Origin of the sequence: Enterococcus sp. DIV1767, from assembly GCF_050542585.1 — a bacterium.
GTDB lineage: Bacteria > Bacillota > Bacilli > Lactobacillales > Enterococcaceae > Enterococcus_D > Enterococcus_D innesii.
Genome location: NZ_CP172936.1, coordinates 297,919 through 314,027, shown reverse-complemented (window position 1 = coordinate 314,027; position 16,109 = coordinate 297,919). Strand labels below are relative to the sequence as shown.

Sequence of the window (16,109 nt, the reverse complement as noted above, 5' to 3'; positions counted from 1 at the left end):
GTTCTTTGCTCTCTAAGCTTCCATCAGCTTTCGAAGACTTCAGGGAACAACAGGCGTAAAACAGACATAGTTAAGCGTCGGCCTTTCCCGCTGTATGGATAAACGTGCATATGCATCGCTGGGTTGAAATTGGCTTCAATGATTCCATAAGCCCCCGGTTCATTGGCTGGCTTGGTTTTATCTGGAATAATCAGATCGATTCCACTGATAGATGCTTGTAATGCGGCTACCGCATCGACTGCTACTTGTTTGTAGTCATCGTTGAAGTCATCCGTTACATCGATAGAATCACCGCCAGTACTGATATTCGAGTTTTCTCGCAAATAAACGATCTGCCCCTCTTCTGGCACTGAATCAACTTGATACCCTTGCTCTTTTAACATCAGTTGTTCCAGTTCCCCTAATTGAATCAACTCTAATGGGGTCCGATGATGGGTGCCGCGCAATGGATCGAGATTTTTCTCTGCGACGAGTTCCGTGATCGTACGCTTGCCGTCACCCACGACATTGGCTGGGATACGTAATAAAATCGCATCAACTCGCCCATCGATCACGAAGAACCGATATTCCGTCCCTGATAAAAAGGTCTCAACGAGGATCGAATCATCTTCCGCAAAGGCAATGGCGACCGCCGCCCGATAATCCGCTAAAGAAGCACCTTCTTTGAAAATCGAGATACCAATCCCATAGTTGGTGGTTTTCGGTTTTACCACAAACCCGCTGTGGGCGATTTGCGGATAAAACGCGATCGCTTCTTCTGCCGAAGCGAATTCAGCACCACCTGGTACATGAAAGCCATTTTCGGCTAAGATTTTTTTGGTGACCGTTTTATTCGCCATGATCAATGGGACGATGTACTGATCCTTACTGGTCATATTGGCATTTTTAACATATTCAACGTGGTCTTTCACGGCTAATTTCAAGAACTGATCCGTTTCATCCAGTACCGTCACTTCGATACCTTTTTGGATCGCATCGAACAAGAGAATCTGGGTCGACAACTCCATTGCTCGAAAACCAGCCAATTGATACGGTTTTTCCCAAGCAGCATGATGATACTTTTGTCCCAGCAATGTTGCTGTCTGCGCTTGACTGGTTGCTTGACTTGCTGAGAAAAGACGTCCCGCGAAGGTTCTTTCTGGTTCAGCCAGCATTTCTGAGAGCTGATCCAAAAATGGTGGATGCGGCAGCTCAAGGGCTTGGGCAAAGTCCATCATTTCAGCAATCAGTGCTTGCGCTTCTTGCTGATACGTTAATGGTGCTAAGGGGTGCTCTAATGCGACCTGATCATTTTTCTGATTGCCTTCTTCGATCCACGCATCGGCATCGTTGCCTTCTTCTTTTGTACTTAAAAACAATAAGAAGAAATGTAAGAACGCGACTTGCTCTTTGGAAATGCCATAGCGGGCAAAGGGATCGATATCGATATTTCTTAACTCAATATAACGGATACCAGCTGAGGCTAGATCTGCGACCCGTTTTCCCCCACGTAAACGCACTGGCGCATAAAATTCTTTTTCTTCTGAAAGCTTTCCTGTCTCCACTAATTTGGCAATATCTGCAAGATAGGTCTCTAACGAAGCATAAGATACCTTGACGTCTTCGTGATTCGTGTAGCCATAACGGCTATTGCGAATACTGCGGACTGGTTCTTGCGGTCCGTTTCCTGTCGTAAAATAATTGGCTTCTGATGCAGGGGTCGCCCCAAAGAAATACGTCAAAAACCAGCGATAATGCAAATAATTGCGAGTTACTTTTAAATAAAGCGCCGTTTTAAAGGCTTGATAGCTTTCATTCGTTTCAGATAAAGCATACAGTTGCTGCAAAAAGTCTTCCGCAAATTCAAAATTGAAATGTATCCCACTGACCATTTGCTTACGGCGACCATACGTTTTGGCCAAATAGCGGCGGTAGAGCACATCTTCAAATTGGTCTAATTTTGCAATGACGATGTCTTCTTCTTTTTCTGGTAAAGCTGGTGGCATGCTCAAAGGCCAGAGCATTTCTTCTGCTGCCATTGAACGATATGCCACATCGTGGATGGCCCCTAAGAAACGGAACAATTCATCCACTGAATCCGCGACCGGCGTGATCAGTTCCAGTTGATTTTCCGCAAAATCCGTTTGGATATAGGGATGGAAGCGACGATTACCTAGCTTTTCAGGATGATTCGTTCCAGCAAAGGTTCCGTCTAATCGTACCCGCTGTGCTTCTCGCTCAATCCCGTAACGCCCTTTCAATAAATAGGGAAAAAGCTCTTTATGTGATAATAGTGTTTTTATTTTCATGCGAATGCCCTCTATGTTCTTCTACTAGATTTTTTCTTATAATCTGTTTCTTTCCATCCATTATAGTGAAAAATGGCGAAAAAAGCAGGAATTTGCTCTTCACTTGTAGTATCTCTGAATAAAATTACCAAGAATTTATAAAATACTTGAATAAATTTGATATTTACCTTCAAAATAAAGTATACTGCTTATAGAACAGTAAAATATTATGTCCATATTACTCTTTTTTGAAAGGAAGAATAGTGAATGAAGCCACTTAATCTTACCAAACGTGAACGTCAAATCATGAATATCTTTTGGAATTCAGACAAACCTCTTTCTGCAAATGACATTGCTGTCCAACAGCAAGATCTAAGCAAGAATACCATTCAAGCAGTCGTACGTAAACTAAAAAACCACGACTTATTGAAAGTAGCAGATATCGGCTACAGCGGTACTGTTTTGACTCGGTTGTATTCTCCGAATGTGACCCAAGAAGACTTCTTAGCAGCAGAGTTGTCTGATCAATCGTTATTGAATTTGATTACGAACTTTATCGAAACCAATAAAGATATCGATACGTTGAACAACTTAGAAAAAATGATCATCGAGCGCCAAGGGGAGCTAAAAAAATAATTATTTGTAGCTGAGCTTTTCATTTTATTCTATCTGATACTTCCCAGACTTTAGAAGAACGAAAAATGTTAGCCACTCAAAAAAAATCGTTTTATGCTTTAAGGCAAATTCGTACATCGCTGTATCCGTATTTGACCTAGCTAAACATTGTAACCTTTCCGCCCCAGATTGATCGGCAATAGCTGAACGGCAAATCGTTTGCTATTGCCTTCATTTGAAATAAAAGCAACAATAAAGGAGAGCCATGTGCAGGTATTTTACCTGACACAGGGCTCTTCTTTTTTATTCCTTGATCAAGCCTTTGAATAAGCCGACAACAAATTCATTTGGATCAAATGGCTCTAAATCATTGATGCCTTCTCCAAGTCCCACTAATTTGACTGGCAGCCGTAGCTCGTTACGGATCGCCAAGACGATCCCCCCTTTGGCTGTTCCATCAAGTTTCGTTAAGACGAGACCAGAAACATCCGTCGTTTCTTTAAATTGTTTTGCTTGATTCATGGCGTTTTGACCCGTTGTTGCATCCAACACAAGCAGGACTTCATGAGGGGCCGTTAGGTCCACTCGCTGAATGATCCGTTTGATTTTTTCTAATTCGTTCATCAAATTGACTTTGTTTTGCAAACGACCAGCTGTATCTACTAATAAAACGTCAGCATTTTCTCGTTTTGCGCGCTCCATCGCATCAAACACAACCGCTGCTGGATCGCCTCCGGCATTGCCACGAACGACTTCAACACCGGCCCGTTCACCCCAGACCACTAATTGATCGATGGCACCGGCACGGAAAGTATCCGCTGCAGCCAATAAGACTTTCTTACCTTCGGCTTTGAATTGGTGGGCTAATTTCCCGATACTGGTGGTTTTTCCAACACCGTTCACGCCAACAAATAAAATGACGGTCAACCCCGGCTGCATATTCAATTCGTTGACTTCACCGACACCCGCTTCCCCATACAGGTCAACTAATTTCTCGATGATGACATTTTGGACATCCGCTGTTTTCTTTACATTACGTAGTTTGACTTCTTGTCTCAATGCATCCGCGATCTTCATCGCCGCATCAAAGCCAACATCTGCACCGATCAACGTTTCTTCCACTTCTTCGAAGAAGTCTTCGTCCACCGTACGGAAATTGGCGAACAATTCGTTCATCCGTTGCCCAAAGGTTTTTCGTGATTTCGTCAATCCTTTGGTATATTTGTCCTGCACACTTTCCGTCTCTGGCGCTGGTTGAAGGATTGGTTCAGAAGCTGGTGCATCCTCTGATGGTGTGTTTTCGGTCACTTCTACTGGAACACTTGGTGCTTCTTCTCCTTTATTCGCTACCGTTGCTTCTTGCTGTGGGGACGCTTCGGCAGTTTCTTGCTCTGCCTTCAAATCACTGGCGTCGGCGGCAGCTGTAGGTGCCACTGCTTCTGAAGCTTCTTGTTCAGCAGGTGTTTGTGCTGGCTGGCTTTCTTCTGAAGGCTGATTCTCTGGTGAGTCAGCATCGACTAACGGTTTGTCGGTTTCTTGCTCTGCTTCTTTGGTTTCTCCAATCAGCGCTTTTTTGATTTTGTCAAAAAATCCCATCTTACGCACCTCCTTTTAAGACATATTCTTCAATCACTGCTGCCACACCGTCTTCTTGGTTTGAAACGGTGACAACGTCAGCCGCTTCTTTAATGATTGGCACGGCATTGGCCATCGCTACGCCAATCCCTGCATAGCGAATCATCGGCAAGTCATTTTCTTCATCACCGATCGCCATCACTTCTTCTTGCTTGATCCCTAAATCTTGCGCCAATAGGCTGATGCCATAGGCTTTGGTGATTCCTTTAGGCATAAATTCCAACAGGTTATTCCGGCTTTTGATGATTTCATATTTCTCGCGGATCTCTGAGGAAATCTCAGGGATCTTAGGATCCAAGACTTCCTGATGGTAGGCGATCACCGCTTTATTATAGAGCATCGATTCATCCAGATCAGCTACGGCAAAAGGACGACAATCCAATAAAGGATTCAACGAGCCATAAATCGATGGATGCGCTGCTGAAGTGGGTAAACTCAAGACGATCTCTTCGGATACCACGTCTAGAGGCAAATTCAAGTCTTCCGCCACTGAAACCAATTCATGGATATCTGCCAGCTGCATCGCTGCTTTTTCAATAATCTCGCCAGTCTCATTTTTTTGAACCAAACCGCCGTTAAAGGTGATGCTATAGTCGCCGGGTTCTTTCAGCGATAATTCTTCTAAGTACGGACGGATCGCCCGTAATGGACGTCCCGTACAAATGACGATTTTTACGCCTTGTGCTTTGGCACGAGCAAGTACCTCTTTGTTGCGAGGAGTCACTTCTTTTTTGTCATTCAATAACGTTCCGTCTAAATCGATCGCAATCAGTTTAATCATATCATTCCTCCTCTATGCTTGATCTGCTGCAAAACTACCGCCTTCACGCACTTCTTCTAAGCGCACGGACACGGTCTTCGACACTCCAGATTCTTGCATGGTCACACCATACAACACATCTGCTGCCTCCATCGTTCCTTTACGGTGAGTTACGACGATAAACTGTGTATCATTTTGGAAAGCACTCAAGTAATGACCGAAACGAGAGACATTGGCTTCATCCAATGCTGCTTCCACTTCGTCAAGCACACAAAACGGTACTGGACGAACTTGAATAATGGAAAACAATAACGCAATCGCAGTCAGTGCCCGTTCGCCCCCTGATAGCAAGCTGAGGTTTTGCAATTTCTTGCCCGGCGGTTGGGCTTCGATCTCGATCCCAGTGTTCAATAAATCTTTCGGATCTGTTAAGACTAATTCCGCATGACCGCCGCCAAACATATTAGGAAATACTTGTTTGAATTGCAGACGGATCGCATCGAAGACTTCGCCAAAACGGGTTTTGACTTCTTCATCCATTTCAGACATCGTATCAAACAGCTGTGCTTTAGCCGACAGCAGATCATCTCGCTGACTCGTTAAGAACAAATGCCGTTGATTGACTTGTTCATATTGTTCGATCGCATTTAAATTGACTGGACCAATTTGCTCGATCGCATGTTTTAGTTCCTGAATGTCGACTTTGGCTTGTTCTGCATCCTCGATTTCAGGGAAATCTTGCGCTGCCTTTTCAAAGGTGAGATTGTATTCTTCTTGTAAATACAACAAACGATTATCCATCACCAATTCTGCGCGATTTTTTTCGATCTCAACTTCGGTTTTTTCTGACAGCTTTTCTTTTTGCGTTAAGTTTTCAGCACTCAGGGCTTCGTCTAATGCGCCGATTTCTTGTTGAACGACTTGACGTTGTTCCCGAATCACCGTCAATTCCGCTGTTACCTGCTGCTTGGTGGTTGTGAAGGCCTCAATTCGCTGAAGAATGCTTTCTTCTGAAAACTCATGATCGCTGACGTTGCTTGTCAAGGCAGCTAACTGCCGTTCTAAGGATTGTTGACGCGCTTCGTTTTCTTCCAATGCTTGATTCGTAGCGGCAATTTTTTGCTGCAAATGCGCCACTTGTTCTTTTTGAACGGCGAAAGCTGCCTGCAAGCGTGCACTTTCTTGTGCTAAGGTTTGGCGTTTTTCCTCGATCAAGTCTTCTTCAGCATTCATTTGATGAATATCTTGATCGATTTTCGCCAATTGCGCCGCAATATTCTTTTGCTGTTCTTCCAAACTCGTCTTCTTCTCATCGTATTCCTCAAAGAAGGCTTGCACTTCGCGATGTTCAAAATCAAACACTTGCTGCTCTTGCTTCAAGCGGCTCAGGTCATTCTCAAGATTTTGTAAGCGGCTTTGCAGCTCATGCTCCGTCATGCGAGCCTGTTCGCCTTGCGTCCGCAATTCTTCTAGTGCTGCTTGTGCTTCTTTAGTCGCTGCTTCAAAGTGCTGGACTTGCTTTTCTGTTTTTAAAAGCCGCTCATCCAATTGCGCCGCTTGTGCCGTCAATTGTTGTAGCTCATTGTTTTGGCTAAACAAACTACCGGCATTTTTCTTCGTTGCGCCACCCGTCATGGAACCGCCAGCATTCATGACATCCCCTTCTAAAGAAACGACCCGATAGCTATAGTTCAATGCTCGTGCTAACGCATTAGCACTTTGCAAGTCTTCGGCAATCAAGATACTGCCTAACAAGTTATCCGTAATGGTTTGGACGTGTTCCGGCGACTGGACCAATTCGCTGGCAACGCCGATAAAGCCGGACACTTGCTTGGCTTGATTGCGGGCATAATCTGGCAAATGACGGGCTTTGATAGTCGTCAGCGGTAAGAAAGTGGCACGACCGCCGCGATTTTCTTTCAGATACGTGATGGCTGCCCGAGCATCTCGTTCATTTTCAACGACGACATGCTGTGCAGCGGCGCCTAATGCGGTCTCGATCGCCACGGTATAATCTTGCGGTACATCGATCAACTCCGCTACTGCGCCAACGATGCCGCTGATCTGCTGTTTGTTTTTCAAAATCAAGCGAACGCCTTGATAAAAGCCGCTATAATTTTCTTGAATGTCTTGCAGACTGCGCTGTTTCGCTCGTACCTGCTGCACTTGACTCATTAACTGATACATTTTCTTTTGTTCTTCATCAAAGCGTTTTTTGTTGGTCTGAGCTTTTTCTTGAAGATGGATGTATTGCTTGCGTTGTTCTTCTAAAATCGCCTTAGCCTGCGTCAGTTGTTCTTCCACGATTTGCGCTTCCGTCGTCTTTTCTTTCAACGACGTATTCATTTGCGTCTGCTTACTTAACGCCGTTTGATTTTTCGCAGCTTCTTGCTGGTATTGACGCTCCAAGTATTTCAATTCGTTTCCGATCGTTGCCTGCCCCTGCATGGCTTCGACATATTGGCTACGCAATTCTTCAATGATTTCTTTTGCTGAACGTTGGTACTTTTCCTGCTCTTGCTGACACGCCAGCATCGCTGCTTCAACTTCCTGCACACTACGATTCTTTTGTGAAAGCAAGCCGATCAGTTCCGTTTTTTCTTCATTTAAAAGTGTGACCCGTTCTGTGACTTCCTCTAAGGTTTCTTGGTATTCCGCAGAACTTTTTTGCGTATGTTTTGATCGCTCATCCAAGACTTCTTTTTGTCCTTCGGCTTGCTTCAGTCCTTCGGTGACCTCTAAAAGCTGCTGATTCAAACGCTCCAACGTTTCATCAAAAGCAGTACGTTGTTGCCGCAAAGAATGTAGCGACAGTTCCCCTTGATTGATCTTTTCGGAAATCTGCGCCAGTTCTTGGTTAAAGGTACTCAGTTGAGCTTTGGCTGTCTCCCACGCTTCTTTTGCTTTCGTGATCTCTAAGACCGCATAGGCCACATCAACCGTCGTCAATTTTTCTTTTAACGCTAAAAAACGGTTGGCTGCTTCACTTTGGGCTGCCAAAGGCACCAACTGATCTTCTAGTTCATAAATGATATCTTGTAGACGGCTTAAATTGTCTTCCGTTTCAAACAACTTTTGCTCAGCTTTCTTTTTCCGCTGTTTGTATTTCAATACCCCCGCCGCTTCTTCAAAAATCCCACGACGGTCTTCTGGTTTGCTGCTAAAAATTGCTTCTACCTTGCCTTGGGAAATGATCGAAAATGATTCTTTCCCCAACCCAGAGTCCATAAACAACTCTTGGATATCCTTTAAGCGGCAAGCTTGTTTATTTAAGAAAAAGTCGCTTTCGCCGGTTCTTCTCAAGCGGCGAGTCACGCTGATCTCACTGTAATCCATCGGCAAATAATGATCGCTATTGTCTAAAACGATCGTCACTTCCGCTATATTTAGCGCTCTGCGGGTGTCAGAACCTGCAAAAATAACATCAGGCATTTTGCCACCACGTAGATTTTTGGCAGATTGTTCTCCTAAAACCCAACGAATCGCTTCGGTAATATTGCTCTTGCCGCTGCCATTTGGTCCGACGACTGCAGTCACACGATGTTCGAAATCAATGACTGTGCGGTCGGCAAAGGATTTAAAGCCGGCAATCTCTATTCGTTTTAAATACACTCCGCCAGTCCTCTCTTACTGTTCAAGATCTGCCAAGGCATTCGCCGCGGCGTCCTGCTCTGATAATTTCTTCGATTTTCCTTGTCCTTTTCCGATCAAGGTATCATCGCAATAGACTTCCGTCCAAAAAATCCGTTCATGGGCGGGGCCTGCTTCTTTGATCAAACGATAATTGATGGAAACATCGCCGCCACGCTGCAAGACTTCTTGCAAGCGGGTCTTGTGATCCATCTCATGGGAAAAAGCACCTGCTTTTACTTTTGGAAAAACAACTTTCGTCAAAAAGCCGCTGACACTTTCCAGTCCTTGATCCAAGTATAACGCACCTAAAAAGGCTTCAAATAGATCACAAAGCAAAGAAGGTCGTTTACGACCGCCAGAGTTTTCTTCCCCTTTGCCTAGACGAATGTATTCATCGAATCGGCAATCTTTGGCAAACATGGATAAACTGTCTTCGCGAACGATTGCCGCCCGTAGCTTCGTCAGCTTACCTTCGGGCAGATCTGGCAATTCACGATACAAATACCGTGAAACGATCAACTCTAAGACAGCATCGCCCAAAAACTCTAAACGTTCGTTATCTGACAAGTGCAAGTTGCGGTGCTCATTCACATAAGATGAATGCGTAAACGCTTGTTCAAGCAGATCTACATCATGGAACACAATATCAAACTTTTCTTTTAGTTCTTTCGTTAATTGTGTATTCATTTGTCACATTCCTTCATTAGTTTATCGACACTTCCCTATTATACTGGTTTTTGCCGAATTATGAAATGTTTCCTCCAAATTCTTGGAAAGACTGTAATAAAAATTTATCTACTTAATCTTCTCCTGTATAAAAAAGCCTGTTTTCCTCAGATACCCGCAAAAAAACAGAAAAAAAAGACGTCCCAGAAAGGACGTCTTTTCACCGATCATTGATTAACGAGATTCAGCTGTAACTGAAATTGTTGCCCAAGGATTGTAATTCACATCGTAGGCCCATGTGAAGTCTTTGACGCGGTTTGATACAGGTAACACCGCACTACGATAAAGTGTTGGGATAACAAACGCTTCATCTGCCGCATATGCTTGCCATGCATCAAATGCTTCTTTACGTTTTGCTTCGTCAAAGGAATCTTTTGAATCGATTGCTTCTAATAGCTTCGTATTTTCTTCTGATTCAAAACGAGTGTAGTTGAACGCAGAGTTAGGTCCATACAAGCCCATTGGTGATGGGTCATAACCAGTATTCCATGCACCTTGATAAACATCAATCTCAGGATCATCATTTTCCAATTTGTCATAGAATGCTTGGAAGTCGATCAAGCGACCTGTGGTGTATTGTACATCAAGTCCAATTTCATTCCATTGTTGGATGTAGTAATCTGCTAATGGTTGTGCTGTTTCGCCACCGGACATTGAAGCAAAGTTGATGGTTAATTTCTCACCATTTTTGTCTTCACGCATGCCATCACCATCAACATCTTTGTAGCCAGCATCATCAAGTAATTGATTTGCTTTGTCGATGTTTAAAGTATAACCTTCAACATCTGTATTGTGTAATGTGCCAAATACTGGTGGGATCAATGTCGTTGCATTTGTACGCAAGCCATTGTAGAAACGGCTTCCGACCGCATCGTTATCGATTGCATAGCCCATTGCTTGACGCAATGACTTGTCAGCCATTTTTGAATCAGGATTATACTCTACTTTTCCTTCATCGGCATTCCATTTACCTAATTTGAAACCTAAATAAGTGTAAGCAGTATCTGTTCGGCCTAAGATTTGATAACCGTCAGTATCTTTATAAGTAGGATACGTATCGGTCGGCATTGATAAAGCCATATCATATTGTTTTGCGTTCATCGCTTCAACAATAGATGAAGTCGGAACTGCTTTAAATGATAATTTATCTAGTTTCGGCTTATCTCCATAATAGTATTCATTTGGAACGTATTCTACGGATTCACCAGCTACGATATTTGACATTACATATGGTCCGAAGACGATTGGATTTTTACGAACTTGATCGCTTGATTCCATATCTTTGACTTCGATTCCTTCAAAGGCGTGTTTTGGTAACGCAGAAGCCCAAATACCGCCCCCGGCTTGCAACATACCAGGGTGAACTTCTTTGTATTGGATTTTAACAACTTTGTCACTTTCTTTGGTGATACCAGAAATAGTATCAGCTTTGCCATCATGGTAGTCTTCCATACCAACAATGTTAGTAAAGTTACTATCATAACGAATACCAGTATAATCTTTGTTACCAATTACTTCGTAAGTGAAGATGATATCATCTGCCGTAACATCTTCGCCATCAGACCATTTCAGGTTGTCGCGTAAAGTAATTGTTGCTGTGTTGTTGTCTTCATCTAGCTCAAGGTTTGCAGCTCCGCCGTCAACAATTTTGAAATCAGCGTCATTGACGAATAAACTTTCATTACTTGGCAACATAAATTGTGCATCATAGTTATCTTGATAAAATTCTGTTTGGAACAACCCTTGGAATTGCGTATCCATCACTACTGCAACATCCAAAGTACCACCTTCGATTGCCTCTGCATCATTGCTAACTTCGATTGGGAAGTTGCTTACATCTTCCGTATCGTTTGCTGCATTGCTGCCGCCACCAGAAGAATCGGTTCCGCCGCCGTTGCTGCCACACGCTGCCAATGCTAACACTGACAAAAGAGTGACCATACCAAAAATATTTTTCTTCATCCTGTATCCTCCTTGTTTATCCTAGTCGTTGACGCGCATCCGCTGAACGCTTAAATGCTTGACCAACGTAATTGATACTCAACATCAAGACTAAAATTAGAATTGATGCGGGTAACCAGATCCACTGTCTGTTGACCAGCACATCACCGCTGCTGGCATACCCGATCAGTGTCCCCAAACTTGGAACATTGGTCGGCAGACCAAAACCTAAGAATGTTAGTGTCGTTTCAATACCGATATTCGCTGCAAAGTTCATTGTTAAGTTGGTGATGATCAATGAGCTAAGGTTCGGCATGATTTCGCGGAACATGATGACAAAGTCATTGGTTCCGAGAGTTTTCGATGCACTAACATAGTCGCGACGGCCTTCTGAAAGGGTCTTACTTCGGAAGAGCCTTGCTTTTCCGACCCAGTAAAAGGCACTCATGACCCATATAAAGGTCCAAACGTTATAACGAGGTACGATCGATACGATAACGATAATGATCAGCATGATCGGTAAAATCATAACGAAGTCAACGATACGCATCAAAATGTTATCAATGATGCCGCCGTAGTAACCTGAGATGATCCCTAGTCCGACCCCAACGATCGACGTAATGATCGTGATTGAAAAACCAATCAAGATTGAGTTACGCGCACCGATGATCAATTGTCCCCAAACATCACGGCCACCTTCATCCGCCCCTAAAAGGTAGGTGCCGCCGTTTGGCGAAATCGCGCCAGGTACAGCGTATTTATCAAGGATGCTGACACGCATCACTTGTGATTGATCGATAACTGCCGAGCCGATAAACACGAATAATAAAACTGCGACTAACAAAACTAATGAAAAGATCGCCATTTTATCTTTTAAGAATTCGCGAAAAATCATTTTCAATCCCATAGGCGGGATGCTCTCTTGTTTTAGTACTTTTTCTTTCTTTTCAGACACATTTATCCCCTCCTATTACTGGATTCTGATTCTTGGATCGACAATACTCATGATGATATCTGACAGTAGCGTACCGATCAAGGTCGCTAGTCCTAAGATCAATGTCAGTGAAGTGATCACGGCATAGTCCCGTTGGACGATACTATCGATAAACAGTTTTCCGACACCTGGGTAGGCGAAGATTTTCTCAATGACCACAGAACCAGCGATCAATGACGTGATCTCGTAGCCCATTTGTGATGCGATCGGCAACGATGCATTCCGGAAAACGTGACGTGAGAAGACTTTGTTCGTTGGTACCCCTTTTGAACGAGCGGTACGAACGAAATCCAATGATTTCGAATCAATGACTTCACTTCGCAAGTATTGGATCGTCACTGCTGTTCCTAATAATGCAGAAGTGATTGCCGGTAATAGTAGGTGATACAAACGACTCCAAAACTCAGCCATGCCGCTGACCCCCGGTGCAACGGAACCACCCGTTGGGAACCAAGCCAATCGGTAACCGAAGATGAACAATGCGATCAACGCAAAGATAAACAACGGTACGGCGAAACTGAAGAAGTTGTAAACAACGACGACTTTATCAAGCAATGAATTTTGGTAACGTCCTGCCCACATCCCTAAAGGAATGGCAATCACGTAAGTCAAAATGACCGTCAATAAAGATAACCACAATGTATTGCTGATACGTCCTGCTAATAATGTTGAAACAGGCAATTTATAGATAAAGCTTTGTCCAAAGTCCCCTTTTAAGGCATTTCCGATCCAACGGAAATACTGGGTATACCATGGGTCATTCAAACCAGCGGCTTCACGCATCCGCTCAATAACAGCTGGATCTTGGTTTGGATTGATCAAACCAGTAAATGGATCCCCAGGCATTGCTTGTGCGATCAAGAAAATCAAGATACTCAAAATAATGACTTGCGGGATCATCAACAACAAACGACGTAGAATTGTTTTCCACATTATTCAGCACCCCCGTTTTTCAATGCGACTTGGTGCGACTCGGTGATTTTACGCAAGTCATACACTCTGCCAGATTCGTCGTAGTAATCTTTTTGATGGGTCACATATTCCAACTCGACCTTGCGGCGGTTTTCTTTGTGAGCATCGCGATTTTTTACGTCGATTTGAGGAATCGCTGATAATAAACGTTTTGTATAGATGTGACGCGGGTCTTGGTAGATATCTTCCCGTGTCCCGATCTCAACGAAGCGGCCTTTGTACATGATGGCGATATTGTCACACATGTGTTTTACGACCCCTAAGTCATGAGAGATAAATAAGAAACTTAAGCCAAATTCTTGCTGGATCCGTTTCATAAAGTTCAGTACCTGCGCTTGAACGGATAAGTCAAGGGCTGAAACCGGCTCATCGGCGACGATCAGTTTTGGATTGGAAGCTACCGCGCGGGCAACCCCTAACCGCTGACGTTGTCCACCAGAGAACTCGTGAGGATATTTGTATAGGGCATCTTCTGGCATCCCAACGATATCCAACAAACTTTTCACTCGTTTTTTCTCTTCTTGATCGCTTAAGCGTTCAAAGTTGCGCAATGGTTCGGCGATAATGTCTACCACGCGTTTTTTAGGATTCAAGCTGGACATTGAATCTTGGAAAATCATTTGGACATCTTTGTTGTAGTTCATTTTTTTGCGGACGGAACGTTTGGTCACGTCTTGCCCATCATAAATGATTTCACCGCTAGTGATTTTTTCTAACCCAACGATAGCTTTTCCCGTCGTGGATTTACCAGAACCAGACTCACCAACCAATCCGTAGGTTTTTCCTTTTTCAATGATGAAGTCCACACCGTCAACGGCATACACATGGTCCGTGACGCGGTTGAAGAATCCGCTGCGAATAGGATAGTGGACTTTCAGATCTTTGATTGTAATTAATTCTGTCATCTACACTTCTCCTTCTTCGTCTCTAAAATGAAAATGCTTGTAGCATGTGCAACGGACCAAATGATCAGGTGCTACTTCATGCAAGACTGGGTTTGCTTCGTGGTCGCTTTCAGGGATCCAAGGAATCCGTGCAGCAAACCGACAACCAGTCCGAGGCATATTTTTCAAGGAAGGAACCACGCCCTCGATCACATGCAGTTCACTGTCTTGTGAGTTTTCTTGAGGGATCGAGTTAAGCAGTGAGCGGGTGTATGGATGTTTCGGATTGGCAAACAACTCTTCGGCTGTTGCGACTTCCACAAACTGTCCCCCATACATTACGGCTACTCGGTCGGCCATCTCTGCTACGACACCTAAATCGTGGGTGATCAAAATGATCCCCGTTTGCGTTTCTTCTTGCAAATCTTTTAGTAGATCAAGGATCTGTGCTTGGATCGTCACGTCCAACGCGGTCGTTGGCTCATCGGCAATAATGATTGGTGGTTTACAAGCAATCGCGATCGCAATGATGACCCGCTGACGCATCCCACCTGACAATTCATGAGGGTATTGACGTCCTACTCGCGGTGGATTCGGGATCCCAACTTGTTCTAATAATTCTAATGCCCGTGCTTGGCGCTGTTCGGCATTCATATCTGTATGATAAGACAAGCCTTCTTTGATTTGGTCTTCGATCCGCATCAACGGATTCAGTGCAGACAACGGATCTTGGAAAATCATCCCAATATCATTTCCGCGAATTTTGTTGTATAACGTTTCGTTTAAGTTTGACAAGTTTAAATCTTTATATAAGATTTCTCCAGTGATTTTCGTGTTGTTTGGGTCATGTAGCCCCATGATCGTTGTAGCTAACGTACTTTTTCCGCAACCAGATTCTCCTACGATTGCTAAGATCTCATTACGATCTAGTGTAAAAGAAATACCATCTACTGCGTCATAGTAATCGTCTTTGATACGAAAACCTGTGTGAAGGTTTTGAACATCTAGTAATTGATTATCTCTGGACAATCGAATACCCCTCTCTACTTTCTAAGATGTCTTGCGTTTTAATGTAAAAAAAGAAGGAACATGCATTTCATTTCCAAAAGCTTTCTTAACATTGTATAATATATTCTTAATAATTATATAGAAATGCTAACAATAATGCAAGTCCCAGAAAACTTAAAACACTGAATTTTCAGAAAATTTACATTACGCTTCCAACGCCGTTATGTCAGGTTTAACCATCGTTTTTTAGATTTTGATTTTAAAGAAAAGCCGCCCAAATCACGGCGGATCAATTATGAGAAAGAAAGAGCTAAGTCATCTAGGACTTAGCTCTTATGTCTGTCTTAAGCAAGATGGCTTGAAATATAATCAACCGCTCCACCGACTGTTTCGATCTGCTCGGCATCTTCATCAGAAATCTCGGTACCAAATTCATCTTCTAGTTCAAGGACGAATTCCATCACACTGATCGAATCAGCGTTCAAGTCGTCTTTAATGCTCATCGTATCCGTTACGTTCTCTGCGTCAATTTCAAAATGATTGGCGATCACGACCGCAACTTTCTTGAATACTTCATCTCGTGTCAACTGGCTTCACCTCCACGCGTTTGCACAAAACATAGAATGGCTAACAAACATTGTACTGCTTTCTATGCTTTTTGTCTAGATATTTTT

At 43.5% G+C, this 16,109-nt stretch carries 12 protein-coding genes; 1 reads left to right on the top strand and 11 read right to left on the bottom strand.

The genetic code is table 11. The annotated features are described in order from the left end of the window. Positions 1-23: 23 nt before the first annotated feature. Complete coding sequence (gene gshAB / locus IGI78_RS01550) at positions 24-2,288, bottom strand: bifunctional glutamate--cysteine ligase GshA/glutathione synthetase GshB (RefSeq protein ID WP_430618226.1); 2,265 nt, start codon at positions 2,286-2,288, stop codon at positions 24-26. A gap of 246 nt (positions 2,289-2,534) precedes the next feature. On the opposite strand from gshAB, the gene IGI78_RS01545 reads away from it, so the two are divergent. Then, the gene (locus tag IGI78_RS01545) at positions 2,535-2,903 is read left to right on the top strand and encodes a BlaI/MecI/CopY family transcriptional regulator (protein ID WP_077453891.1); all 369 of its coding nucleotides are present in this window, start codon (positions 2,535-2,537) and stop codon (positions 2,901-2,903) included. Between the two features lie 282 nt (positions 2,904-3,185). Here IGI78_RS01545 and ftsY read toward each other — a convergent pair whose 3' ends face one another. From ftsY to acpP, 10 genes are all read right to left on the bottom strand, one after another. Continuing rightward, positions 3,186-4,478: a signal recognition particle-docking protein FtsY gene (gene ftsY, locus IGI78_RS01540; RefSeq protein WP_430618224.1), complete on the bottom strand. Its 1,293-nt coding sequence runs from the start codon at positions 4,476-4,478 to the stop codon at positions 3,186-3,188. Between the two features lies 1 nt (position 4,479). Beyond that, positions 4,480-5,298 carry a Cof-type HAD-IIB family hydrolase gene (locus tag IGI78_RS01535; protein ID WP_005227138.1) on the bottom strand — a complete coding sequence of 273 codons (819 nt, stop codon included), beginning with the start codon at positions 5,296-5,298 and terminating at the stop codon, positions 4,480-4,482. A 12-nt stretch (positions 5,299-5,310) separates the two neighbouring features. Next, positions 5,311-8,889, bottom strand: coding sequence for a chromosome segregation protein SMC (gene smc, locus IGI78_RS01530; protein ID WP_195265470.1), 3,579 nt, complete (start codon positions 8,887-8,889; stop codon positions 5,311-5,313). A 15-nt stretch (positions 8,890-8,904) separates the two neighbouring features. After that, on the bottom strand, positions 8,905-9,597 hold the full coding sequence (gene rnc / locus IGI78_RS01525) for a ribonuclease III (protein ID WP_005227136.1): 693 nt from the start codon (positions 9,595-9,597) through the stop codon (positions 8,905-8,907). Between the two features lie 213 nt (positions 9,598-9,810). Continuing rightward, positions 9,811-11,598: an oligopeptide ABC transporter substrate-binding protein gene (locus IGI78_RS01520; RefSeq protein WP_195265472.1), complete on the bottom strand. Its 1,788-nt coding sequence runs from the start codon at positions 11,596-11,598 to the stop codon at positions 9,811-9,813. Between the two features lie 16 nt (positions 11,599-11,614). Next, entirely contained in the window at positions 11,615-12,484 is an 870-nt protein-coding gene (locus IGI78_RS01515) for an ABC transporter permease (RefSeq protein WP_153883525.1), read from the bottom strand. Positions 12,485-12,547: 63 nt separating this feature from the next. Beyond that, on the bottom strand, positions 12,548-13,504 hold the full coding sequence (opp4B, locus tag IGI78_RS01510; RefSeq protein ID WP_086293775.1) for an oligopeptide ABC transporter permease: 957 nt from the start codon (positions 13,502-13,504) through the stop codon (positions 12,548-12,550). Then, positions 13,504-14,448, bottom strand: a complete 945-nt coding sequence (locus IGI78_RS01505; RefSeq protein ID WP_074934440.1) for an ABC transporter ATP-binding protein — start codon at positions 14,446-14,448, stop codon at positions 13,504-13,506. Before IGI78_RS01505 ends, opp4B begins: the two co-directional genes overlap by 1 nt. Next, positions 14,449-15,456 (bottom strand): ABC transporter ATP-binding protein, encoded by a 1,008-nt coding sequence (locus tag IGI78_RS01500; protein WP_060791587.1) that lies wholly within the window; start codon positions 15,454-15,456, stop codon positions 14,449-14,451. It abuts the gene before it with no gap. Between the two features lie 323 nt (positions 15,457-15,779). After that, positions 15,780-16,022, bottom strand: coding sequence for an acyl carrier protein (acpP, locus tag IGI78_RS01495; protein WP_005227129.1), 243 nt, complete (start codon positions 16,020-16,022; stop codon positions 15,780-15,782). Positions 16,023-16,109: the final 87 nt, after the last annotated feature.